This window comes from Phyllobacterium sp. RCAM01083 (genome assembly GCF_055685835.1).
This window is the reverse complement of sequence record NZ_JBVFZN010000005.1, coordinates 479,994-502,601: the sequence shown is the minus strand read 5'-3', so window position 1 is coordinate 502,601 and position 22,608 is coordinate 479,994. Positions and strand designations below refer to the sequence as shown.

Below are 22,608 nucleotides of genomic sequence, written 5' to 3'. Positions count from 1 at the left end.
AAAGCAATGCTTTGGCGCAACATCCTTCAAATGTGAAATGCATCGCTAAGATATTCTCAATGCCTTGCGCTTAAGGTTCAATCCCGTTGCCAAGTCCCAGGATTGACCACGACCCATGAGCGCCGAAGCCCTGCCCTCTGCACAATCAAGACCGATGGTCCGCAACCGGACCGATGGGCACGTCATCGAATGCAACGGCGACAAGGCCATCATCCACGCCAAGACCGGCCCGTCGATCACGGCATCGGACGATTACTGGTCTGTCGGCCAGCTTATCTCCATTCAGGTTGCCGACAGCCGCGTGGTCGGTCTTGTCTACAAGGTTGAGCTGCCCAATGCCGAATGGCAGCAGGATGTCGATCAAAGCATCCATATCCATGTGGAACTCGTCGGCCAGGTCGATGCGCATATCGACGGCAAATTGCGCTTCTCCTCGGGCATCACCACCTATCCGCATATGGGCGCCATCGCCCATCGCATCCGCGCCGCCGATCTGGCCACCATCTACACCACGTCGCTGAAGAACACGGTTTCCATCGGCCACCTCTCGCAGAATGCCGACATTCCGGCGCTGATCTCGGTCGACAGCCTGATCTCCCGCCATTTCGCCGTGCTGGGCAGCACGGGCGTCGGCAAATCCAGCGCCGTGACCCTGCTTTTGCGCAAAATCATTTCGCAGCGTCCCGATCTGCGTATCCTCATTCTTGATCCGCATAACGAATTTGCCAGCGCGTTTCCCGATCTCGCCATCTCCATCGACTACAGCACCTTCGATTTGCCGTACTGGATGTTCAAGCTGGAGGAATTCGGCGAAGCCGTGTTTCGCGGACGCCCGCAAATCGCGGCTGAAATCGATATTCTGCGCGATCTCATTCCGCTCGCCAAAGAACGTTTCGCCAATGTTGAAGCGGCCGCCACGTCGTCCCTCCTCAGGAAAGAACGTGACTTTGCCTCGATGACCGCCGATACGCCGACGCCCTACCGGATGGCGGATCTGATCAAGCTGCTGGAGGAGCGCATCGGCCAGCTCGACGGCAAGACGGACCGGCCGACCATGAAGGCGCTGCGCTACCGCCTGCAGGCACTGGTCGCCGACCCGCGCTACCGCTTCATGTTCTCGGCCCCGGCAACGCTCGATACGATGCGCCAGACCGTCGGCCACATTTTCCGCGTGCCGAAAAACGACCGGCCCATCTGCGTCTTTCAACTGGCGGGATTGCCGTCGGAAGTGGTGAATTCCGTGGCCTCGGTTCTCTGCCGGATGGCCTTTGACCTCGCCGTTTCCAGCGATGGCAATGTGCAGACGCTCGTCGTGTGCGAGGAAGCACACCGTTATATCCCCGCCGATACCAGCGCCGGGTTCTGGCCGACGCGCCAGGCCATTGCACGCATCGCCAAGGAAGGCCGCAAATACGGCGTCTATCTCTCCGTCATTACCCAGCGTCCGGGCGAGCTCGACCCGACGATCCTCTCCCAGTGCAGCACGGTTTTCGCCATGCGGCTCGGCAATGAGCGCGACCAGGAAATCGTCCGCGGCGCCATCAGCGGCGCGTCGCAAAGCGCCGTCGGCTTCCTGTCGTCGATCGCCAACCGCGAGGCGATCGCCTTCGGCGAGGCCGTGCCGACGCCGATGCGCATGATGTTCGAAACCATTGCGCCGGAACATCTGCCCGCCGCGCATATGACGCAGCAGCAGGAAGCCGTGCGCAGCGGTGACAGCCACGTGTCGCTCGACATGATCCTCAACCGGATGCGCCAGCTCAATGCGGCCGACAGCACCACGACCGAAAATGCATCGGCCGGTTTTCAGGCCCCGGAAAAACCGGCGATGGTCCAGCGCCCCGCGGCACCCATCCCGCCGGAACCGGTCCGGAGCCAGTGGCGCGCGGCCGAATCCGCCCCGATCATCGAAGAGCCGCGCAAACCGGCGCGATCGGAGACAGACGGTTTCCGCGCCAGCGACCTCATCCGCAGCTTCCGCACCGACAAGACTTAAGGGCCGGGATAGGCGATCCGCTCCCAGTCGTCGCCGAGCTGGTTGCGGAACCAGGTCATTTGCCGCTTGGCATATTGCCGCGTCGCAATGGTTGACAGCTCGGCTGCCTGTGCAGGCGTGATCGTGCCTGCCAGCATCCTGGTGATTTCACCGACCCCGATGGCTCGCATGGCGGGCAGATCGGAGGACAGTCCGAGCGCCAGCAGGGCTTTGACCTCCCCGGCCGCTCCCTTCTCCAGCATGGTTGCAAACCGCAGCGCGATCCGTTCGCCAAGCCAGGCCCGGTCCGGGTCGATGACGATCTTGCGGGCCGAGGCCGCATCGATCAAAGGCGTGCCGGTTTGCTTCTGCCAATCGATGATCGACCGTCCCGATGCATCGATCACTTCCAGCGCCCGCACGACGCGCTGGCTGTCGGTCGGGCGCAGCACTGCTGCCGCCTGCGGGTCTTTTTCGCTCAAAATGGCGTGCAGCTGCTGCGCTCCGACCTGCGCGTCCTGTGCGCGCCAATAGGCCCGCACATCATCGGGTATATCAGGCATGGCCGAGAGGCCGCCGAGCAGCGCGCGGAAATAAAGCCCGGTGCCGCCGACAAAGATCAGCGGGCGGTCACCCGCAGCTTCGGTTTTCAGCAAATGTTCGACATCGGTGAACCAGCGGCCGGTGGAATAGGCCTCGGACGGCGGGACATGGCCATAGAGGCAATGCGGCGCTTGCAGAAGATCATCCGGCCCCGGCCGTGCGGTGAGCACATCGAGCACGCCGTAGACCTGCATGGAATCGGTATTGACGATCCAGCCGCCGGTCTCTTCGGCATAGCGCAGCGCCAATGCCGACTTGCCGCTTGCCGTCGGTCCGGCTATCAGGATTGTCTGTCTTCTCGTCACACCAATCGTCCAATCGGGAAATGCTCATGCCCTTGATGGCCACGCTTATCGCCAATCCGGCTTCACCCCGTCTCAGCGCATCGCTCGGGATTAAAGCCTCAGCGGCACTCAATGCAACAGGACTTTACTGGCTGGCCGACGGAATTGCCTGCGATCTCGCCCTGCGCACAGGCTCGGACCCGGTGGAGGCCCATGCGGAGCTGGCGCGGATCGTCGATGGCGAGCCCATCGACATCGTCGTGCAGGAACAGGATACACGGCGCAAGAAAATCCTGATCGCCGACATGGATTCCACCATGATCCAGCAGGAATGCATCGACGAACTGGCCGAAGAGGCTGGCCTGCGCGACAAGGTGGCGGCCATCACCGCCCGCGCCATGAATGGCGAGATCGCCTTCGAGCCCGCCCTGCGCGAACGGGTGGCACTGCTCAAGGGCCTGCCCTATTCCGTCATCGACAAGGTCATCGCCAGCCGCATCACCCTCATGCCCGGCGGACCGGAACTTGTCCGCACCATGAAGAAGCACGGCGCCTATACAGCGCTGGTTTCGGGCGGCTTTACCGTCTTCACCCAGCGCATCGCCGCCATGATCGGCTTTCACGAGAACAGCGCCAATACGCTCATCGACAATGGTGAGACGCTCACCGGCGAAGTCACCGAACCCATCCTCGGCCGCGAAGCCAAGGTCGCTGCGCTCCTGTCCATCTGCGAACGCTTCAATCTTGCGCCGGACGAGGCTCTTGCCGTCGGCGACGGCGCCAATGATCTCGGCATGCTGCAGCTTGCCGGCACAGGTGTCGCATTGCACGCCAAGCCGTCGGTCGCGGCGCAGGCAAAGGTCCGGGTGGATCATGGCGATCTCACCGCGCTGCTCTACATCCAGGGCTATCGCAAGACCGACTTTGTCGTCTGACAGCGCCGGAAACAAAAAAGGCGGCCATTGGCCGCCTTTTTGCTGAGGTCGTCGAGACGTCAATTCATCTGCAAAGTCACGAAGCGCAATTCGCCCGTCTTGGATGCCAGCATCAAAAGGGCATTCTTGCGGCCTTCATCGCGCAGCTTCTCGATGCGGGCAGCCACGTCTTCCGGCGTCTTGACGGCTTCCTGGGCAATATCGACGATCACGTCGCCCGCTTCGATCCGCTTGTTCGCGGCAATCGATTGGGCCTGCACTTCGGTGATCAGAACGCCCTCGACCTCCTTGGCAATGCCGAATGTCTTTCTGCTGTCATCGTCGAGCACGCCGAGCGTCATGCCGAGGACATCCACATCCTGCGCGGCGTCTTCATCCTGGTCGGTCTGCGACTGGGATTTCTCCTTGGTCTTGGCGTCGGTCGTATCTTCCAGCCGGCCGAGCGTGACCTTGACCGTCTGTTCCTTGCCCTTACGCACCACGACGACATCGACTTCCTTGCCGACAGGGCTTTCCGCCACGGCGCGCGGCAGATCCTTGACATTGTTCACCGGCTTGCCGTCGAACTTGGTGATGACGTCACCGGGCAGGATGGAGCCGTTGGCCACGGGACCGCCGTCAATGATACCGGCAACCAGCGCACCCTTGCTTGAGGTCATCCCCAGGCTTTCGGCGATATCGTCGGTGACCGGCTGGATGCGCACGCCAAGCCAGCCGCGCTGCACTTCGCCATGGTCGCGCAATTGCTGGATCACACCGGCAGCGAGGTCCGCCGGAATGGCAAAGCCGATGCCGATCGATCCGCCGGTCGGCGAAATGATCGCCGTGTTGATGCCGATCACCTGCCCGTACATGTCGAACAGCGGGCCGCCGGAATTGCCCCGGTTGATCGCCGCATCCGTCTGGATGAAATTGTCATAGGGGCCGGAATTGATGTCGCGGTTGCGGGCGGAAACGATACCCACCGTCACGGTGCCGCCAAGACCGAAGGGGTTGCCGATGGCCATGACCCAATCGCCGATACGGGCTTTTGAGGAATCGCCGAACTTGACCGCGACCAGCTTGTGCTTTTTCGGGTCGACCTTGAGCACCGCCAGATCGGTCTTGGTGTCCTTGCCGACCAGTTCCGCCTTCAGCTTCGACCCATCGGTGAAATTCACCTCGATATCGTCCGCATCGGCAATCACATGATTGTTGGTCACGACGATGCCCTGTTCCGCATCGATGACAAAGCCGGAGCCCAATGACTGAACCTTGCGGGACGGATTGTTCTCACCCGGCTTCTGCTTGCCGAAATACTCGTCGAAGAACTCCTGGAACGGCGATCCCTCCGGGACTTTCGGCATGGGAACCGGTCCGGAATCGCCATCCTGCCCCTTGACGGTCTGCGATGTCGAAATATTGACCACCGCATCCAGCAGACCCTCGGCGAGATCGGCGACGGACGCCGGGCCCTGGGCTTTCGGCTGCGCCGATTGTGCTGCCGCGATGGTCACAAAGGCGGGTGTCACGCTCGTGGCGGACAGGGCAATCAGCGCGATTGCCGCGGTGGCAGAACGGAAAATCGGGCGACCAGGAGTGAAAACCATGCGTTCGGGCCTTTGTCAGTGTACTCGGATTAAAAAATAAATAGCGATGAATTACAACAGAGCCGCGAGAGTAGACGAAAATATGGCCGTCAGACTGCAAGTCTGATCAAGTTTGGTAATGGCGGGGCCCGCCATTACCCCCGTGCGAGCCAGACGATACCCACGCCGATGGCAACCGACGCGACACCGGCCATGCGCAGAAAGCCATCCGGCTGTCCGCTGACATCCCGCGCGACGCGCTTTGCGATCAGCGGGAAACAGCCGTAGAGCAGCCCCTCGAAGACGAGGAACAGCCCTACGGCATCCAGAAAGTCGATCATGCCTGGCCTGCCCCTATTGCGGGGCAGGTTTTGCAGCGGCCGGCGCTGGCGGAACAGCGCCACCATTGGCATCCTGGAAATACCGGAAGAACTCGGAATTGGGCGAAAGCACCATCGTTGTTCCGGCATTGTCGAGGGCTGTGCCATAGGCAGCCATGGACCGGTAGAACGCGAAGAAATCCGGATCCTTGGAGAAGGCATCGGCAAAGATCCGGCTGCGCTCGCCTTCACCCTCACCGCGGGCGATTTCAGATTCCTTGCGGGCTTCCGCAATGATCTCTACCACCTGGCGATCGGCAATCGCCTTGATGCGCTGGGCAGCTTCACGGCCGCGGGCGCGCAGGAATTCAGCCTGCGCAAGACGCTCGGCCTTCATGCGCTCGAACGTCTGCTGCGACACTTCCTGGGTCAGGTCGGTCCGGCGAACGCGCACGTCCGCAATCTCGAGACCCAGCGATTCCGCATCCGGACGCAGCTGTTCGCGCACTTCACGCATCATGCCGGCACGCTCGTCGGAAAGCGCAGCTTCAAATCCACGCAGACCGTAAACGCTACGCAAGGATGCATCGAGACGCGTGCGCAAACGGGCCTGTGCGAATTCCACATCGCCCGACACCGTCTGGCGGAACTTGCGCGGATCGGTGATCCGGTAGACCAGGAAGGCATCGACTTCGTAGAACTTGCCGCCCGAAACCTGAACACGGATATTGTCCAGCTCAAAGCTCAGCAGACGATCTTCGATCATCTGGACATTGTCGGCTTCAAGAAAGCCGAACGGCAGCTTGAAATAGATACCGGGCTGGGTCTTCACATCGACGATCTGGCCGAAGCGCAGGACAATGGCCTGCTGGCGTTCATTGACGACGAAAACCGAGGAATAAACCAAAAGGGCGATGAATGCGATGAGACCCGCAATAAGAGGAAGACGGTTCTGGCTCATTACTTTGTCCCCTCAGTCGGGCGCTGCTGCTTTGTGATCTCCGACAAGGGCAGGTAGGGCACGACCCCCTGACCGTTCTTCTGGTCGACAATCACCTTGTTCGAGTCCTTCAGCACACGTTCCATCGTTTCGAGGAAAAGACGCTTGCGGGTCACTTCCGGCGCCTTCACATACTGGTCATAGACCGATGTGAAGCGCTGGGCCTCACCCTGTGCTTCCTGCACGATGCGGTTCTTGTAGGCGGCCGCATCTTCGCGGATCTGTGCGCCTTCACCGCGGGCCTGACCGAGTTTCTGGTTGGAATATTGGTTCGACTCCTCGACGAAGCGGTCTTCGTCCTGTTCAGCACGCTGCACTTCATCGAAGGCATCGGCCACTTCACGCGGCGGCGACGCATCCTCGATGGAGACGGCATTGACCTGAACACCGGCGCCGTAATCATCCAGTGTCTTCTGGATGATGCCGCGCACGTCATTGGCGATGCCCGCACGATTGTCGCGGAAAATGTCCTGTGCGGGGCTGCGGCCAACGATTTCACGCATGGCGCTCTCGGAGACCTGCTGGACCATGTTTTCCGGACTCTGCACATGGAAGAGGTAAGCAACCGGGTCGGAAACGCGGTAAAGAATGGAGAACTGAACATTCACGATGTTCTGGTCGCCGGTCAGCATCAGGCCTTCCTTGGCGCCCGATACGCCCTGCCCGCCGATGTTCTTCTGCTTCTCGACGATCTGGACCTTTTCATAGGTCTCGATGGGCCAGAGATGGAAGTGCAGGCCGGGCTCGGAAATATCCGCCTTCGGCTTGCCGAAGCGCAGTTCGACAGCGCGTTCATCCGGCTGGACCGTGTAGATCGACTGGAAAAGCCAGAAGGCAACCAGGGCAAGCGCCGCCAATCCGAAGATCGTCGAGCTGCTGCCGGTGCCGCCGGGAAGTGCCTGGCGCAGACGGTCCTGGCCACGGCGGATAATATCTTCAAGGTCGGGCGGATTGCCTCCGGGACCTCCGCCTTGCGGCTTCTGGCCCCATGGACCACCGCCGCCGCCATTGTTGTTACCGCCGCCACCCCAAGGGCCGCCGCCACCGTTCTGATTACTCCAGGGCATTCCTACCTCATGTTTTGGAACGAGATTCGCCACCCCATGGCAACGTCCCGCTAACCCGATATCCCGTTTATAGGGATCGCAAGGCGCGCTTTCAACGCGCAGCGCGGTTTTTCATGCTAATTTGGTAAAAAGTCGAACGATTATGACCGCTTATCACGAAATTTTCATATTGATTGCCGGATAAGCGGCAAATTCTAGCGCCGTTCGTAAATCGTGTAGCGGGTCGGATAATTGTCTTTTTCACCCGCCGGGAATTCTTCCTGAAACACTTCGTTCCAGTTCTTCGGATCGATGGGAGGGAAAAACGCGTCGCCCTCGATATTGGCCAGAACCCAGGTGATGTGAAGACGGTGCGCCCGATCCAGGAGCTGGCGATAAATCTCGCCGCCGCCGATAACGCAGATTTCATCCACCTTGTCCGCCGCCGCATGGCTGCCGGCAATCATCAGCGCCTCATCCACGGAACGGACGGCAATGACACCGTCCACGGCAAAGGCGGGATCGCGGGTGATGACGATGTTGGTGCGTCCCGGCAGCGGCTTGCCGAGCGTATCCCAGGTCTTGCGCCCCATGATGATGGGCTTGCCCATGGTGACCGCCTTGAACCGCTTGAGATCAGAAGACAGGCGCCACGGCAGGCCATTGTCACGGCCGATAACCCCGTTCTGCGCGACGGCAACAACAAAACTGATCATTGGACCTATTCCTTCCGGGAAAGCAGACAGCGTAAACCGAAGAGCGCGAGCAATTCGACCAGATCAACGGGTCCTGACTCTAGACGGCGATCGGCGCCTTGATGCTCGCTTCGGCCACATAGTTCTCAAGACTGAAATCGTCGAATGTGAAAGCAAAGAGGTCTTTCACGTCGGGATTAAGGCGCATGACCGGCAAAGGACCCGGCGTGCGGCTCAATTGCAGCCGCGCCTGCTCGAAATGGTTGGCATAGAGATGCGCATCGCCCAGCGTGTGGACGAAATCACCCGGCTGCAGACCCGTGACCTGCGCCACCATGAGGGTCAGCAGGGCATAGGATGCGATATTGAACGGCACGCCGAGGAAAATATCGGCGGAGCGCTGGTAGAGCTGGCAGGAAAGTTTTCCGTCGGCCACGTAGAACTGAAACAGGCAGTGGCAGGGCGGCAGCGCCATTTCATCGACGAGCGCCGGATTCCATGCGGAAACGATCAGACGCCGCGAATAGGGATTTTGCTTTATCGCACTGACAAGATTCGCAATCTGGTCGATATGCCGGCCGTCGGGCGCAGGCCAGGAGCGCCACTGATAGCCATAGACCGGCCCGAGATCGCCGTTCTCGTCGGCCCATTCATCCCAGATTGTCACGCCGTTTTCCTTGAGATAGGCGATGTTCGTTTCGCCTTTCAGGAACCACAGCAGCTCGTGGATGATGGATTTGAGATGCAGTTTCTTGGTCGTCAGGGCGGGAAAACCCGCCGACAGATCGAATCGCATCTGGTAGCCGAAAACGGAACGTGTGCCTGTCCCGGTACGGTCGCCGCGGTCGACGCCGGTATCGAGCACATGCTGGAGAAGATCAAGATAAGCGCGCATGGCTTCTCTTTAGCAGATTCGTTTCACGAAGCAGTAAAACTTCTGTGTGATCCACAAGCACAGGCGGCAAAAATCCCCGGCGAATCACCGGGGACCCTGTTCAGCCCAGCAAACGCTCAGAGGCTGCCGAGCAGTCCGAGTTCTTTTGCCGTCAGATAATAGAAGGTGACCCGGCCCTTGGCACGGTGATCTTTCATCTTTTCGCAGACGGCGTGAATGGCTGCATCGGCCTTGGCTGCATCGGTGACGCCGAGCTTCTTGCCAACCCAACTGGTACGAACACGGGCCAATTCTTCCGGATCCGAGCAGGAAACCAGCGAAGAATCCCGGTTGCGCAGGGCAATTCCGAGATGTTTGACGATTTTTGTGACAATCGCCTCGTCCGCACCCGCATCGTAATGACGTACATCTGCTAGATAGTCACTCATGAAAAAATCCCCTGATTGTTGGTTTCAATGCCCAGGCACCAAAACCCTCCCTGACACAAAAGACACCGCACAACCGGCAGCTGCATAACGCGATGACTCGTTAGACACAGGAAACATTCCCCAGCTACAGGAACCTGTCAATGCCGCTCTTTCATTTCGCCGCGACACCACCTATATAGGTCCTGCTGGTTTCGGCCAGCTATGGTGATAAACGGACGATACAATAAGCCTATTGGACCCGGGGGCGGTACCCGGCGCCTCCACCAGAGTGCAGTTGCGAGACTGCATTGTGGCGGGGGCGAAATAGGATCGACAAGGGTGTAAAAATCGCTCTTTTGCCCGGCATAGTACCACCGTTATCGGGCTAACTCAGTAGTTGCAAACGACAACTATGCGGAAGCACGTCTCGCTGCTTAATTGCGGTGTGATCGCTTCAAATTAAGTCCTAGGGGTTCGCACTTCTAGGCGGGGTTCGGAGGTACCTGGCAACAGAAACCTCCACCTTCCCCCCTTTTTGAAAATCCGCCATGCCGCAAGCCGTCTTCAGGCTTTGCGCACCCTGTTGCGTCAATCCTAGTCCTCTGCAGAAATGCAGAAGGCCCGGAACCGTGGTTCCGGGCCTTCGTCTAAGTGGTTGAGCGAGGCTGCCTACTCCGCAGCGGCTTCTGCTTCGACAACGCGGCGGCGCGCGATTGTCAGCTGCGTCAGAATGAAGGCAGCCACGGCGCACAGGCCGATACCCGCCGCCATCGGCAGTGCCGTGCCGTTGAAGAACAGACCGGCGATTACCATCGCAACGGCTGCCGTCACGAAGTGCAATGTTCCCATCAGGGCTGACGCCGTACCGGCAATCTCGCCATGATCTTCAAGGGCAAGCACCGCGGTCGTCGGAATGACCAGACCGAGGAAGCCGTAACCGATGAACAGGAATGTCGCCAAGACCGGCAGCTGGTTGAAGCCCAGCGCCATGACGACAACCATGGCCGCCATGGTGAGCGAGAAGGCCGTCAAGGCCATGCGCATCACCCGCACCAGGCCGAAACGGTCGCCGAGCCAGCCGGTCAGCTGCGATACCGTGAAGAACGACACCGCATTGATCGAGAAGGCGATGCTGTACTGCGTCGGCGTCAGGCCGTAATGGTCGATCAGCACGAAGGGCGAGTTGGCGAGGTAAACGAGAAAGCTCGAAATGCCCAGCCCGCCGATGAAAGTCAGCGTCAGAAAATTGCGGTCGCTCAGCAGCAGGCGGTAGGCCGCCATGGCACTGCCAAGGCTGCTTTCCACACGTGCGGCCTTGGGCCGGGTTTCCTTCAGCTGCGTCGACAGGAGGATCAGCCCGATGAAGGCGGCAATCGTCACCGCCCAGAACACGCCGCGCCAGCCGTAGAAGCTGATGACGGCACTGCCCGTCAGCGGCGCAAGGATCGGCGAAATGCTGAAGACCAGCATCAGCAACGACATCAGCCGCGCCGCCTGGACACCCGTGTGCATGTCGCGAACGATGGCGCGCGGAATGACCATGCCGGCCGCACCGCCAATGCCCTGCAGGAAGCGGAAGGCAATCAGCGTTTCGATGTCATTGGACAGCGCGCAGCCGACGCTGGCCACGGCAAACAGGCCGATGCCCATATAGAGCGGCGCCTTGCGGCCCCACATGTCGGAAAGTGGCCCATAGATCAGCTGGAAGATGGCGAAGGAAATGAAGAACGCCAGAAGGCTCATCTGCACGACATTGTTTTCAGCGCTGAGATCCTTGCCGATGGACGGCAGCGCCGGGAGATACATGTCGATCGCAAATGGCCCGATGGCCGACAGGAGACCAAGAATGAGGGCCGTACGAAAGAAAGAGGTCGTCATGGTGTTCATCTTTCAGAAAACGGCAGCGCGAAGCTCATCGGCTTCTGCGCCGCATTGCTCTCAGGAGAGGTTCAGAATTTTTCACCTGCGATGGAGCGGCGCGGCTTGGGAGGACGCTCTCTCCATCACAAAACAGTGTGTCAATGTTTTTAGACACAACTGTCAAATTAGACACTATTGTCTAAAACGTCAATGCGCATTATCTTCGGTTCATGACAAATCCAAAAGAAGCAGCGCACAGGGCGACCGGCCATACCCAACGTGGTCAATGTTCAAAACGTCTATCGATATTGGATGCAGCGGCCGAGGTATTTTGCCGGGAAGGCTTTGCCGGAGCGAGTATTGACGAAATCGCAGTGGAAGCGGGCGTTTCGCGCCAGACTATATACAACCACTACCGGGAAAAGGAAACACTCTTCACCGCCGTGGTCGAAGATGTGATGAACCGCACCAATGCCAGCCTCTTCTCGATATTGGCGACATTTCCCGACAAACCCGACAATCTGGAAGACGATCTGAGCGCATTTGCGGTGCGGCTCGCCCAGAATTGCCTGTGCAACCAGGACGGAAAGTTCCTGCGCAAACTGGTGCAGTCCGAGGGTGAGCGCTATCCGCAGCTGTTCGAGGGCTGGCGCAGGCACGGCCCCGGAAAGATCGGAACCGCCCTCGCCGCGCTGTTTGCCCGCCTCTCCCATGGCGGCGGCCTGCAGATGGATGATTTCGATCTCGCCGCCCGGCAGTTCCTGGCCCTGGTCAATGCCGATCTGCAAATGATTACGCTCTTCGGCGAATCGCCGACCGGGGAACAGCTGGACAATGCCGCGCGCAACGCCGTGCGCACCTTCCTGCGGGCCTATTCTGCCCCCGCAGGCAATCCGGCAATGGGTGCGGACAGCGGGGCCAAACAGGCACGGCAAGCTTAATTTAAGCCTGGAGCTTACAACCAGTCGCAATTCCTTTATCCATGCGCCATAATGGCTCAAACCTGTTTGTCATCTCTGCTTGACAGAGAGGGGCGAATCCATGGGATAAGAGTGCATGCCACAAGATATGATCCGTTACGATATACTGGCCCAGGAAGCGCTGCGCGGCGTTATCCGCAAAGTCCTTGGTGAAGTTGCCAAGGCTGGTCTTCCTGGCAACCATCATTTTTTCGTCACGTTCCTGACCGGTGCGGCGGGCGTGCGCATTTCGACGCGTCTGCACGAAAAATATCCCGAGCAGATGACCATCGTCCTGCAACACCAGTTCTGGGACCTGCAGGTCACCGATACCCTGTTTGAAGTCGGCCTGTCCTTCGGCGACGTGCCGGAACGTCTGGTCGTGCCGTTCTCCGCCATTCGCGGCTTCTACGATCCCTCCGTCAACTTCGAACTGGAGTTCGACGTCGAGGTGGAAGAAACCGTCGGCGACAACGATCAGGGCGTTACCAGCATTGCACCGGTGCAGCCTGCCGAAAAGCCGAAGACGGCAACGTCCGGCGCCAAGCCGAAACCCGCAGCCAAACCGGCCAAGAAGCCGGCCAAGGCAGGCGGCGAGAAAGCCGATGCTCCGCGCGAAGAAACGGGCGAGAAGGCATCCGCATCGGTCGTTTCCCTGGATTCATTCCGGAAGAAGAAGTAACGCGCGCCCATGGCCGACATCGTCAACCTGCGACAGTTCAAAAAGCGCAAGGCGAAGGACGCGAAGGAGCAGAGTGCGGCCGAGAACCGGATTGTGTTTGGCCGCACCGGGACCGAGAAACAGTTTGAAAAGAACGCCAGCCGCAAGACCGAGCTGTTTCTCGACAGCAACCGGCTTGAGGGTCGCATACCACCAGCCGGCAAGGACAAGCCTTGAGCCTTGTCCGCAAACGGTCCGTGACAATCCGCGGGCACCGCACCAGTTTTTCTCTTGAAGACCCTTTCTACGCGATCATCACGTCCATCGCGGACGACCGCAAGATCACGCTCGCCCGCCTGATTGCCGAGATCGACGAGGGCCGCGACCGCGACTCCAACCTGTCTTCGGCCCTGCGCATCTACGTGCTCGACTGGGTGATGAAAGGGATGAAAACCGCTTCTTAAGATTCTGATTTGATTCGTGGTGTTGTACTCACCGGTATTCTGCATCGCCGTCATGCGTGGTTCGACAAGCTCACCATGAGGAAAGTTGCAATCTGCAGAGCGCTGGATTCCCTCATGGTGAGCTTGTCGAACCACGCACAATGGTTTTGCCAGCCGTTCGCTTTACTGAACCGTTGGCCCGAGCGTCTTCAGAAAATCATCCACGGACTGCTTGTTGAGGGCGCCGCTGCCCTGCTGGGGCGGCACCTGCGCCCCGCCACTGGGAGGCGACGGCTGCTCGCGGGCCTTCCGGGCCGCATCTTCCGCAGCCTGCTTCTCGGCGGCGACCTTTTCAGCAGCCGCTTTCTCGGCAGCGGCTTTCTCGGCCGCAGCCCTTTCAGCCGCCTGCCGTTCCGCCTCGGCCTTTGCCGCCGCTTCCTGTTCCGCCTTCAACCTGGCCTCTTCCGCAAGCCTCTGCCGTTCCGTGGCCTTGCTCTGGAACAGCAGGGCCTCGCGGCGCAGCCGCTGCTTTTCAACCAGCGACGCCTGCATGGTTTCGACACGCTGCTGCTCGCGCTCCAGCGTGCGCTGCGTCAGGAACTGCTCCAGCGGCTGGCGGTTCAGCGTCCATTTCGGCGCGCGCCACGGCCCCTCTCCCTTGAACTCGACAACCGGCTCGGCACCGGCAACCACCAGCTTGCCCGGATCGAACGCATAGCGCCCCTGCGAGGCCATGGTCATGTCGGGGAAATTCAGCCGCAGATCGGCATTAAGCGACGCACCGGGGCTTTTCAGCTGGAATGTCGATGTCCGCGCCGTGCCGCCGGCAATGGTAAAGGCAAACTCCGCCGCACCCGCATTGAACGGCCCGGCATGCAGATATTTGCCGATCACGCCATTCACGCTGGCGGCGGTGATCGGACCAGACAGCCCGTCGGCATCGTCCAGGATAGGCTTGAGCGCGCCGGGATTGATGGTATCGATGGCCAGATCATTCACGGAAACAACGCCCGAACCGGCGACCGACGCCATCATATCGGCGATGGTTGTGCCGGTTGCATTGACCGAAGCGACGATCTTCGCTGTGCCCATCAGCGGCTCATGGTCTTCAGGCGTGTAGAGATCATCGAGGGAGGCCTGCTCCAGCGTGAACTGACCGGCCGCCAGACCGGTACCGCTCGTGTTGCGCAGCTCGAACGTGCCCTTGACGGTGCCGCCGAGAATCTCGCCCTGCGTTTCATCGAGCCGCAGATAGCCGTCCTTCAGCGATGCGGTGGACTGCAGTTTGCCCACCCGTCCGAGAACACCGGCGTCCGCCTCGTCAGCCTTGATCTTGAGATTGAAATCGGCCGGGAACAGCGGCGCCTTGGCAAAGGTTTCTTTCGGCCAGTGCGTTTGCCCGCCCGCGTCGACGGCGCCGGTGCCGAGCATGAACTGCACCACGGCGGGAAGGTCGATCCTGCCCAGCGCCAGATTGCCCTGTATATCGGGTGTGCCGTTGTTCACGCCGAGATCGAGACGGCCGGCAATCTTGGTATCATGCACCTTGCCGTTCAAATCCGGCAGCACCAGCCGGCCCTTGGCAAGCTGGAAGCTGCTGGCCATGTCGACCGGCATGCCATTGCCAAATCCCGGCAGCGAATAGCCGGCTGTCGCAAGATACGGCTCCAGGTCGCTGGCCTTGATCGACGCGCGCCCTTCGCCGTTCAGCAGGCCATTGCTGCTGCGCAGACTGCCGTCGAGGAGCGCCTGGCCATCCGGCGCTTTCAGCGCGAGCTGTGTCTGGATGCCGTCCTTGCCATTGCCTTTCAAGGCAAGGTCCGCCTCCAGCTCACCGGCAAAGCCGAGCGGCAGCGCGGGAAGTCCCATCAGGGCCATCAGGTTCTCGCCGTGATCCGTGCGCGCATTCATCGTCAGTTCCAGCACGCGGAACTTGTCGGTGCCCTGGCTGGTCGTGCCGGAAAGCGTGATATCCATGCCGCCGGTTTTCCCCGCCGCGCTCAGCGAGAATTCGTCGGCGGCATCCTTGCCATGCAGCGCATTGGCGATGATGCTCAGCTCCGTCCCGTCAAACAGTCCGGGAAACCGGGCCGCATGCTCGTTGAGCGCCGCAAGGAACGGGAAGTCGGGAAACTGCGCCGCCAGCGCCGCAACGAACGGCGCCATGTCATCCGAGAGAACCGTTGCATCCAGCGAACCGGAAGGCTCGGCCTTGAACGGCGCGATCTTGCCGGTTGCGGTAATGGTTGCCCCGGACACATTGCCCACGGTCAGGCGGTCGATATCGAAGACGCCGTCGCGCAGGCGAAAGCCGGTGTCGAGCGATTCCGCCACCAGCCCGCCATGACTGACCGGCCCGGCTTTCACCCGCACATCGAGATCTTCACCCGCCAGTTGCGGCGCGCCCTTGCCCGCCTCCGATGGCGTGTTGCGGCCGAAGATGGCGGCAAAGGCTTCCAGCGCATCGCCATCCAGCGCGCCGCCATCCAGTGTCAGCTGGGTCAGCGGCACGGATTCGCCCTTGGCGCTGCGGATCAGCGATCCCTTGAGCGAGGCGCCGCCAAGCGCCACTTCCAGATTGTCGATGCGCTGCAGGTCGTCGTGCAGTTTCACATCACCGGAAAAACCCGCGCCCGCCAGCCGCCGGATCGATTCATCCACCGTGTCGGTCAGCCATGCCGCCAGACCCGAGGGCTGGCGCGATGCGACAAGCAGTTTGCCGTCAAAGCCGAAATCCTTGCCGATCTGCAGCATGCCGCTGGCCTCGAACTGGGTTCGTCCCGGCAGTTCCGCGCGCAACTGGTTGATCTTCCAGGCGCCGCCCGAGGGCTCCGCGTCGATCCGCACCGAGCGGATGGTGGTATCGCCCGCCACGATGGCCGGAAGTTTCAGATCGATGCTGCCCGGAACCGTTGGAATGGGCAGCTGGTCCATCAGCCGGCGGAACACGCCCAGCCGCTGCGCGGCCGTGTGCGGCGTTGGCTTGCTGCCCTTGCTGTCCTCGTTCTGGTTGTCGAACGTGACCTGCTGGCCATCCGCCTTGACTTCAAACCGCGGGTTCCTGCCATAGTCGAAAAGCGCGTTGCCATTGACGATATAGGGATCGTCAACTGTCCCCTGCTCCATCCGGAACTCCGGAATGGTCACGCTGGCATGATCGGCCTCGAAGCGCCCTGTCACCCGCACGCTGGAGAGAAGCGGCTTGTCCTCGGCCGGCGTCCCCTTGCCCGCCGCCGCCTTGGGCGCTGTCTCATCCGCCGAACGGATGTTGATGCTGCCGGCATATTTCAGCGCGCCCTTGTCAAGCGTCACCCCGCCGTCGGTCTCGAGCACCGCCGGAATGCCGTCAGGGATAATGCGTGCATGCACGTTGAGCGAGCCGTCCGGCTTCAGCTGGCCGGTGGAAGCGGAAACGCTGGTCCGCTCCCCGTTGAAAAGCAATGTGCCGTCGAATTTCCACGGACCGCTCAGCTTGGTCGCGGACACCGTCGCATTGAGATCGTTCACCGTGCGCACTGTCGCGGTCGAGGCGTCGCGCACCAGCACGGAGCCGTTGGTGATCCGCACGTTTTCCAGCTTGACCTGCGTCGAGCCGAACGATGTCTGCGGCCGGATGGCCCAGTCGACCACGCCGTTGCGGTCGATATTGACCGACGCGGTCGGCTTCTCCAGCCGCATGTCGAAAATGAGAATCTCGCCGCGCAGGAACGGCGCAAGTTCCGCGTCCATCGAAAACTTGTCGATGGTCATGACCGGCGCCGATCCGGGATCGCCCACCCTGACGTCGGAGAAGGTCACCGATGGGAACGGCAGGAGCCGGGCGCTGGCCGTCCCGGCCACCGTGACGGGCCGCCCGAGAAGCGCCGATGCCTCCCGTTCAAACGAGGAGCGGTAGCCGGCCCAGTCGACAAAATACGGCACCACCAGTGCCGCGGTGAGCACCAGTACCAGTAGTCCGCCGATCAGAACAAAAAGGCGCGCCAGTGTTTCAACTCCATTCTTACGCATTAGGCACCGTATACACCGCACCGTTCACAAATTGGGCGAAGATGCGGAATCAACGTGCAAAGTTACAGACGTAAGATCTTGCCGGGATTCATGATATTACCCGGATCGATAGCCCGCTTGATCGTTTCCATCACGTCGACCGCACCGCCAAGCTCGAGCCGGAGGAATTTTATCTTGCCCTGGCCGATGCCGTGCTCGCCCGTGCAGGTCCCGTCCATGGCAATCGCCCTGAGATTGAGGCGCTCGACAAAGGCCTCCACGTTCTGGATTTCCTCCGGATTCTTGTCGTCGAACAGGATCAGCACATGGAAATTGCCGTCGCCCGCATGACCGACAATCGGCGCGATCAGCCCGCTCGCCGCAATATCCTTCTCCGTTGCGACAATGCATTCGGCCAGGCGCGAAATCGGCACGCACACATCCGTCGACAGCGATTGCTTCCCTGGCGCCAGCGTCATGCAGGCGAAGTAGGAATTGTGCCGCGCCGACCACAGCTTTTCGCGCTCTTCCAGATTGGCCGTCCATTTGAACGGGCCACCGCCATTGGCCGCGGCAATCTCGCCGAAGAGTTCCGCCTGTTCGGCCACACCCGCATCGCTGCCGTGGAATTCGACAAAGAGATAGGGGGCAACCGGATAATCAAGCTTGGAATAATTGATCATCGCCTGCATCTGCAGGCTGTTGACCAGCTCGATACGCGCCACGGGAATGCCCATCTGGATGGTCTCGATCACCGCGTTGCAGGCGCTTTCAAGATCCGGAAACGCGCAGATGCCGCCGGAGATCGCCTGCGGAATGCCGTAGAGCTTCAGCGTCAGTTCAGTGATGATGCCGAGCGTGCCTTCGGAGCCGACGAGCAGCCGGGTCAGGTCATAACCGGCAGACGTTTTCTTCACCCGCTTTGCCGTGCTGATCAGGCGGCCATCCGGCATGACGGCCTTCAGCGCCAGCACGTTTTCGCGCATGGTGCCGTAGCGCACGGCATTGGTGCCCGAGGCACGCGTGGCGGCCATGCCGCCAAGGCTGGCATTGGCGCCGGGATCGATCGGGAAGAACAGGCCGGTATCGCGCAGATATTCGTTGAGTTCCTTGCGGGTGATGCCCGGCTCGACCACGACATTGAGGTCTTCGGTATAGACCTTGAGAATGCGGTTCATCCGCGACAGGTCGATGGACACACCGCCCGCCGGCGCATTCACATGGCCTTCCAGCGATGTGCCGGTGCCGAACGGGATGACCGGCACCTGCCACTCGCCGCAGAGGCGTACCACTTCCTGAACGTCTTCGGTCGTTTCGGCGAAAACCACGAGATCGGGGGCCTGGTTGGGGACATAACTGGTGGTGTGGCCATGCTGCTCGCGGATGGATTTGCCCGTCTGCGCGTTGTCACCAAACCTTTTCCTAAGAATCGAAACAACGGTCGCAATACCATTTTCATTGCGCACCATTGCTCCTGCATCAGCCAATGCCATTCCGGTCTCCAGAATTCCAATCGAGGATTCGTCCAATTCGCGTGCATTTTCAGTCACTGCACGCGACTTGTCCAGTTGTAACTCTGTGTGAGAGAACCGCAAGGGTTGGGGAAGAAAGTCCGTGAGATAATCTCAATCAGCACAGCGGGATGATGCTGGTGGTGGTGCGTGGTTCGACAAGCTCACCATGAGGGACGTGGTTTGGTTGCAGCATCAATCGAAGACCTTGCAGAACGCAATAACCGGAAGCCCACAACCTCCCTCATGGTGAGCTTGTCGAACCACGCACCCCTTCACTCCTCATCGTCGTCGCTGGGTTCCCAGTCGGTAACCCGGACAAAGCGCTCCTGCTCGCCGGTCCGTTCAAACACGCTGCCGACCGGCGAGTCGAGCAAAGGGATGATGCTGGGATCGTAATTGGCGATGGTGTTGACGTCGAAAATCCCGCTGTTCTCCGGGTCTTCCATATAGTCGTCGCTTTCGAAGCCCGAGAGAAAACGCCAGCCGCTGTCCAGTGCGTTGTCGGGATCCTCGCGGTACATGAAGCGCACGGGATAGCCGTCAATTGTGATCGTATCGGTTGCGATACAGCCGCCGTAATTGCGGACCAATGGCCGTATCTCGTCTTTGCTGAGTCGATAGGTTTTATCCATGCCCGATTTTAATTGATCGTCAGCGACTTGGCGAGTCTGCGGAAACGGTCGGCAAATTTATCCTTTTCGCTGCCCCGCACGATCAGGATGGCGCGAACGTAGCGGTCGCCGGCAAACCGGGCGACCTGGGCAACGTAAAGCGCATCTCCGCTGGTCGCGTCCTTGGCGCTGCCGTCAATATCCACCCATTCGCCGCCATCGGCCGGCGCGCTGCTTTCATTGTCCGAGCGGACATCCTTGATCCCGGTCAGCGATGCAAAGGCCTTCCTGGCAAAGTCCATGCGGGCGGCAGCCTCGGGCGCATTGCCGAGATTGGACGCGATGATGATCACCGGCTGCGCCGCGCTGGCGGGTACATCCTGCGGTCCGTCAGTCAGGAGATAGGTTGCCCCGGCAATGGCGCGGATCGGACGAAATCCGGCGAGATCGCCCACCTTGAACGGCAGGGCGGCGATCTGTTCCTCAAGGGTTGGCGGCGTGCGCACCGCGATCGAGCGCAATGTGTCCTCGACATCCGCATCCGATGGCGCACCGGCAACCCCGTCGGGAATTTGCATGGTGACCATCGTCGTGGTTGTCGGTGCCTGCGACAGGACAATCCATTTGCGGTACTTGATGCCGGAGGCAATCTGGCTGCCGTGAATATATTTGGCCGCCGACGCGCCCTTGACCTGCCAGTCCTGCGCGGCACCGCTGACAACGATGCCCGTGGGCGCCAGGCCTTCCGCATTGAACTTGGCGGAGATTTGCGCATAGGCATCCACCGGCAGCTCGGTCAGCACAATGGTCGCGCCCATCGCCGGGTCTTCAAAGCCGCTGAACGTCGACGAAGGCTGCATGTTCCGGGGAATGACCAGGCCGACGCTGGACCCTTCCGGGAAAACAGCCTCCTGCGCAAAGCCCGCCTGCACATGTGCAAGCGACATCATCATGAAGACCAGAAAAGCAGTTATGGAGCGCATGAAGGCATTTCCCGTCGCGTTGCATTGTTGTGACTAGCAGTGCCCGGAACGGTCTGGCAAGCCATTGGTTTCATGGGGTCGGGAAATGTGTGGTGCCGTCAGCTCAGATATTTCTTGAAGAACGCCACCGTGCGGCCCCAGGCGAGATCGGCGGCTTCCTTGCTGTAGCGGGCGGTGGACGTATCGTTGTTGAACGCGTGGTTGACGCCGTCATAGACCTCGATGTCAAACGTCTTGCCGTTGTCCTCAAGCGCTTTCCTGTAACCGTCGATGCCCGCATTGATCCGCGTGTCGAGCCCCGCATAGTGGAGCAGCAGCGGCGCCTTGATTTTTGCAACGTCCTCGGCCTTGGGCTGGCGGCCGTAATAGGCCACCCCGGCGTCGAGGTCCGGCGAATTGACGGCCAGATCATTGACCAATCCGCCGCCCCAGCAAAAGCCCATCACGCCGACCTTGCCGTTGGCATACTTGACCGATTTGAGATAGGCGATCGTCTCGACGCCTTCGGCAATGGTCTTTTCGGGGTCGAGATTGGCAATCAGGTCGCGCGCCTTGTCTTCGTCCGAAGGCGTGCCGCCGGCCGACGACAGGAAGTCCGGCGCAAAAACCGTAAAGCCTTCCAGCGCCATGCGCCGGGCGATATCGCGGATATGCCTGTTGAGACCGCGATTCTCATGAATGACCACGACCACCGGCAGTTTCGCCGTCGTGTCGGTCGGGCGTACGCTGTAGCCTTTCATGTCTCCCGCCGGGCCGGAATGAATGACGTCCTTGGTGAGCAGCCGCGGATCGTCGGACGCGACGACTGCGGCCTGTGCGGAATTTGCCGCCAGCATCGGTGCAATGACCGCGGCTGCGGCGCCGGAGCCCGCCAGTTTGGCAAGCTTGTCCATGAAGGACCGGCGGTCGAGGGTCAGATGCGTGTATTCGTCATAGGCATCGACCATGGCCTGACTGATCGTCGGAGTTTTCTTCGGCTTGTCCATTGTGGCTCTTTCCATCGAAAAGGACTGCCGGGCCATCAAACCCCCGCCGTTTCCCATCGCCCTTGCAGGCGATGCGAAAGGACACCGGTGGAGAGCGCAACGCCGAGTCCAGTCATCACTGTGGCGCCAATTTCCCAGACGCCGACCGCCTCGTCAAGGCGGGCAGCACCGGATTGCCCCGGCACTGCCCGCACGCAAAATCTACTTGTCCTCGCAAAAGCTGATCCGGTTGCTGAACGGATCAATCACATGCACCTCGCGGCCCCAGGGCGCTTCTTCGAGCCCCGGGTTCATGAAGCGGTAGTTCCTGGAATGAAGCTCCTTGTGAAACGCCTCGATGCCCGTCATGCGCACGAAAACCCGGGCGCCGGGGCTGGCATCGCCGGAATGTTCGCTCAGATGCAGCGTCAGGCCGGAGCGCGTCACCTGACAGTAAAGCGGCGTGTTGTCCTCGAACCGGTGCTCCCAGTCGAGGGTGAAACCGAGATAGTCCAGGTAGAATTCCTTGGCCTTGTCAACGTCGAAAATCCGCAGGATCGGGTTGGCCGGTCCAAAGGAGATGGCCCCCTTTGGCGCATGCCCGTCCTCCGCGATCTTTGCCGCCAGCACGTTCCAGTTGTCGAGACCGAACCCGGCCGCAACAAGTTCCAGACCGTCGCTGTGGGAAATCTCGATATTTTTGGCGGCAAGCGCCTGTCGCAGCGATTTGGCCATCGCCTTGGCGTCATGAAATGTACGCATCGTCTATCCTTCATAGGGGTGAACGCGGAAAGTCAGTGCCCGCATTGCCGACCCGTTCACCATGCAAAGGATGAAACGCAGCATCGTTCGATACATTCACCATGGGTTGAACCCCCGCGAGCGGCTGGCCGTATC

Annotated in this window: 21 protein-coding genes and 1 other RNA gene; 7 read left to right on the top strand and 15 right to left on the bottom strand. The window is 60.5% G+C overall.

Going from position 1 to position 22,608, the window contains the following annotated elements; all coding sequences use genetic code 11:
- Positions 1-115 precede the first annotated feature (115 nt).
- The gene (locus ACZ25R_RS09085) at positions 116-1,996 is read left to right on the top strand and encodes an ATP-binding protein (protein WP_472460772.1); all 1,881 of its coding nucleotides are present in this window, start codon (positions 116-118) and stop codon (positions 1,994-1,996) included.
- Here ACZ25R_RS09085 and miaA read toward each other — a convergent pair.
- Positions 1,993-2,889: a tRNA (adenosine(37)-N6)-dimethylallyltransferase MiaA gene (gene miaA, locus ACZ25R_RS09080; RefSeq protein ID WP_472462460.1), complete on the bottom strand. Its 897-nt coding sequence runs from the start codon at positions 2,887-2,889 to the stop codon at positions 1,993-1,995. The two genes, ACZ25R_RS09085 and miaA, sit on opposite strands and share 4 nt — an antisense overlap.
- A 20-nt stretch (positions 2,890-2,909) precedes the next feature.
- On the opposite strand from miaA, the gene serB reads away from it, so the two are divergent.
- Entirely contained in the window at positions 2,910-3,797 is an 888-nt protein-coding gene (gene serB, locus ACZ25R_RS09075; RefSeq protein ID WP_472460771.1) for a phosphoserine phosphatase SerB, read from the top strand.
- A gap of 59 nt (positions 3,798-3,856) precedes the next feature.
- Here serB and ACZ25R_RS09070 read toward each other — a convergent pair whose 3' ends face one another.
- The 7 genes from ACZ25R_RS09070 to ACZ25R_RS09040 form a co-directional block, all read right to left on the bottom strand.
- Positions 3,857-5,386 carry a DegQ family serine endoprotease gene (locus ACZ25R_RS09070; protein WP_464661206.1) on the bottom strand — a complete coding sequence of 510 codons (1,530 nt, stop codon included), beginning with the start codon at positions 5,384-5,386 and terminating at the stop codon, positions 3,857-3,859.
- 134 nt (positions 5,387-5,520) lie between these two features.
- Positions 5,521-5,706, bottom strand: coding sequence for a DUF2065 domain-containing protein (locus ACZ25R_RS09065; RefSeq protein WP_223612770.1), 186 nt, complete (start codon positions 5,704-5,706; stop codon positions 5,521-5,523).
- Between the two features lie 13 nt (positions 5,707-5,719).
- The gene (gene hflC, locus ACZ25R_RS09060) at positions 5,720-6,646 is read right to left on the bottom strand and encodes a protease modulator HflC (protein WP_346306948.1); all 927 of its coding nucleotides are present in this window, start codon (positions 6,644-6,646) and stop codon (positions 5,720-5,722) included.
- Positions 6,646-7,752, bottom strand: coding sequence for an FtsH protease activity modulator HflK (gene hflK, locus ACZ25R_RS09055; RefSeq protein WP_105732232.1), 1,107 nt, complete (start codon positions 7,750-7,752; stop codon positions 6,646-6,648). The genes hflC and hflK overlap by 1 nt, the downstream gene beginning before the upstream one ends.
- Before the next feature lie 194 nt (positions 7,753-7,946).
- Complete coding sequence (locus tag ACZ25R_RS09050) at positions 7,947-8,447, bottom strand: dihydrofolate reductase (RefSeq protein ID WP_223612768.1); 501 nt, start codon at positions 8,445-8,447, stop codon at positions 7,947-7,949.
- A gap of 79 nt (positions 8,448-8,526) precedes the next feature.
- The gene (locus ACZ25R_RS09045) at positions 8,527-9,321 is read right to left on the bottom strand and encodes a thymidylate synthase (protein ID WP_223612767.1); all 795 of its coding nucleotides are present in this window, start codon (positions 9,319-9,321) and stop codon (positions 8,527-8,529) included.
- A gap of 116 nt (positions 9,322-9,437) precedes the next feature.
- Positions 9,438-9,749, bottom strand: a complete 312-nt coding sequence (locus ACZ25R_RS09040) for a DUF2853 family protein (RefSeq protein WP_464661208.1) — start codon at positions 9,747-9,749, stop codon at positions 9,438-9,440.
- A gap of 145 nt (positions 9,750-9,894) precedes the next feature.
- On the opposite strand from ACZ25R_RS09040, the gene ssrA reads away from it, so the two are divergent.
- Positions 9,895-10,252: a transfer-messenger RNA gene (gene ssrA, locus ACZ25R_RS09035) on the top strand.
- 145 nt (positions 10,253-10,397) lie between these two features.
- Here ssrA and ACZ25R_RS09030 read toward each other — a convergent pair.
- Positions 10,398-11,606: a multidrug effflux MFS transporter gene (locus ACZ25R_RS09030; protein ID WP_472460770.1), complete on the bottom strand. Its 1,209-nt coding sequence runs from the start codon at positions 11,604-11,606 to the stop codon at positions 10,398-10,400.
- A gap of 212 nt (positions 11,607-11,818) precedes the next feature.
- On the opposite strand from ACZ25R_RS09030, the gene ACZ25R_RS09025 reads away from it, so the two are divergent.
- The 4 genes from ACZ25R_RS09025 (at position 11,819) to ACZ25R_RS09010 (ending at position 13,672) form a co-directional block, all read left to right on the top strand.
- Positions 11,819-12,529, top strand: coding sequence for a TetR/AcrR family transcriptional regulator C-terminal domain-containing protein (locus ACZ25R_RS09025; RefSeq protein WP_472460769.1), 711 nt, complete (start codon positions 11,819-11,821; stop codon positions 12,527-12,529).
- 115 nt (positions 12,530-12,644) lie between these two features.
- Positions 12,645-13,229 (top strand): SspB family protein, encoded by a 585-nt coding sequence (locus ACZ25R_RS09020; RefSeq protein ID WP_223612763.1) that lies wholly within the window; start codon positions 12,645-12,647, stop codon positions 13,227-13,229.
- A 9-nt stretch (positions 13,230-13,238) separates the two neighbouring features.
- Complete coding sequence (locus ACZ25R_RS09015) at positions 13,239-13,445, top strand: DUF4169 family protein (RefSeq protein ID WP_464661210.1); 207 nt, start codon at positions 13,239-13,241, stop codon at positions 13,443-13,445.
- The gene (locus tag ACZ25R_RS09010; RefSeq protein WP_472460768.1) at positions 13,442-13,672 is read left to right on the top strand and encodes a ribbon-helix-helix domain-containing protein; all 231 of its coding nucleotides are present in this window, start codon (positions 13,442-13,444) and stop codon (positions 13,670-13,672) included. The genes ACZ25R_RS09015 and ACZ25R_RS09010 overlap by 4 nt, the downstream gene beginning before the upstream one ends.
- 162 nt (positions 13,673-13,834) lie before the next feature.
- On the opposite strand, the gene ACZ25R_RS09005 is transcribed toward ACZ25R_RS09010, so the two are convergent.
- The 6 genes from ACZ25R_RS09005 to ACZ25R_RS08980 form a co-directional block, all read right to left on the bottom strand.
- Positions 13,835-17,659: an AsmA family protein gene (locus tag ACZ25R_RS09005; protein WP_472460767.1), complete on the bottom strand. Its 3,825-nt coding sequence runs from the start codon at positions 17,657-17,659 to the stop codon at positions 13,835-13,837.
- A 62-nt stretch (positions 17,660-17,721) separates the two neighbouring features.
- Positions 17,722-19,131: an FAD-binding oxidoreductase gene (locus tag ACZ25R_RS09000; protein WP_464661213.1), complete on the bottom strand. Its 1,410-nt coding sequence runs from the start codon at positions 19,129-19,131 to the stop codon at positions 17,722-17,724.
- Between the two features lie 293 nt (positions 19,132-19,424).
- The gene (locus ACZ25R_RS08995; protein ID WP_472460766.1) at positions 19,425-19,784 is read right to left on the bottom strand and encodes a DUF2185 domain-containing protein; all 360 of its coding nucleotides are present in this window, start codon (positions 19,782-19,784) and stop codon (positions 19,425-19,427) included.
- 8 nt (positions 19,785-19,792) lie between these two features.
- Positions 19,793-20,746: a hypothetical protein gene (locus ACZ25R_RS08990; protein WP_472460765.1), complete on the bottom strand. Its 954-nt coding sequence runs from the start codon at positions 20,744-20,746 to the stop codon at positions 19,793-19,795.
- Positions 20,747-20,844: 98 nt separating this feature from the next.
- Positions 20,845-21,732, bottom strand: a complete 888-nt coding sequence (locus tag ACZ25R_RS08985) for a dienelactone hydrolase family protein (RefSeq protein ID WP_472460764.1) — start codon at positions 21,730-21,732, stop codon at positions 20,845-20,847.
- Positions 21,733-21,933: 201 nt separating this feature from the next.
- Positions 21,934-22,473 (bottom strand): glyoxalase superfamily protein, encoded by a 540-nt coding sequence (locus tag ACZ25R_RS08980; RefSeq protein ID WP_472460763.1) that lies wholly within the window; start codon positions 22,471-22,473, stop codon positions 21,934-21,936.
- Positions 22,474-22,608: the final 135 nt, after the last annotated feature.

What these genes read in the sequence shown, in the direction of transcription:
- ACZ25R_RS09085 (WP_472460772.1), top strand. Translation starts at nt 116, where the DNA reads ATGAGCGCCGAAGCCCTGCCCTCTGCACAATCAAGACCGATGGTCCGC.
- serB (WP_472460771.1), top strand. Translation starts at nt 2,910, where the DNA reads ATGCCCTTGATGGCCACGCTTATCGCCAATCCGGCTTCACCCCGTCTC.
- ACZ25R_RS09070 (WP_464661206.1), bottom strand. Translation starts at nt 5,386, where the DNA reads ATGGTTTTCACTCCTGGTCGCCCGATTTTCCGTTCTGCCACCGCGGCA.
- ACZ25R_RS09065 (WP_223612770.1), bottom strand. Translation starts at nt 5,706, where the DNA reads ATGATCGACTTTCTGGATGCCGTAGGGCTGTTCCTCGTCTTCGAGGGG.
- hflC (WP_346306948.1), bottom strand. Translation starts at nt 6,646, where the DNA reads ATGAGCCAGAACCGTCTTCCTCTTATTGCGGGTCTCATCGCATTCATC.
- hflK (WP_105732232.1), bottom strand. Translation starts at nt 7,752, where the DNA reads ATGCCCTGGAGTAATCAGAACGGTGGCGGCGGCCCTTGGGGTGGCGGC.
- ACZ25R_RS09050 (WP_223612768.1), bottom strand. Translation starts at nt 8,447, where the DNA reads ATGATCAGTTTTGTTGTTGCCGTCGCGCAGAACGGGGTTATCGGCCGT.
- ACZ25R_RS09045 (WP_223612767.1), bottom strand. Translation starts at nt 9,321, where the DNA reads ATGCGCGCTTATCTTGATCTTCTCCAGCATGTGCTCGATACCGGCGTC.
- ACZ25R_RS09040 (WP_464661208.1), bottom strand. Translation starts at nt 9,749, where the DNA reads ATGAGTGACTATCTAGCAGATGTACGTCATTACGATGCGGGTGCGGAC.
- ACZ25R_RS09030 (WP_472460770.1), bottom strand. Translation starts at nt 11,606, where the DNA reads ATGACGACCTCTTTCTTTCGTACGGCCCTCATTCTTGGTCTCCTGTCG.
- ACZ25R_RS09025 (WP_472460769.1), top strand. Translation starts at nt 11,819, where the DNA reads ATGACAAATCCAAAAGAAGCAGCGCACAGGGCGACCGGCCATACCCAA.
- ACZ25R_RS09020 (WP_223612763.1), top strand. Translation starts at nt 12,645, where the DNA reads ATGCCACAAGATATGATCCGTTACGATATACTGGCCCAGGAAGCGCTG.
- ACZ25R_RS09015 (WP_464661210.1), top strand. Translation starts at nt 13,239, where the DNA reads ATGGCCGACATCGTCAACCTGCGACAGTTCAAAAAGCGCAAGGCGAAG.
- ACZ25R_RS09005 (WP_472460767.1), bottom strand. Translation starts at nt 17,659, where the DNA reads ATGCGTAAGAATGGAGTTGAAACACTGGCGCGCCTTTTTGTTCTGATC.
- ACZ25R_RS09000 (WP_464661213.1), bottom strand. Translation starts at nt 19,131, where the DNA reads ATGGCATTGGCTGATGCAGGAGCAATGGTGCGCAATGAAAATGGTATT.
- ACZ25R_RS08995 (WP_472460766.1), bottom strand. Translation starts at nt 19,784, where the DNA reads ATGGATAAAACCTATCGACTCAGCAAAGACGAGATACGGCCATTGGTC.
- ACZ25R_RS08990 (WP_472460765.1), bottom strand. Translation starts at nt 20,746, where the DNA reads ATGCGCTCCATAACTGCTTTTCTGGTCTTCATGATGATGTCGCTTGCA.
- ACZ25R_RS08985 (WP_472460764.1), bottom strand. Translation starts at nt 21,732, where the DNA reads ATGGACAAGCCGAAGAAAACTCCGACGATCAGTCAGGCCATGGTCGAT.
- ACZ25R_RS08980 (WP_472460763.1), bottom strand. Translation starts at nt 22,473, where the DNA reads ATGCGTACATTTCATGACGCCAAGGCGATGGCCAAATCGCTGCGACAG.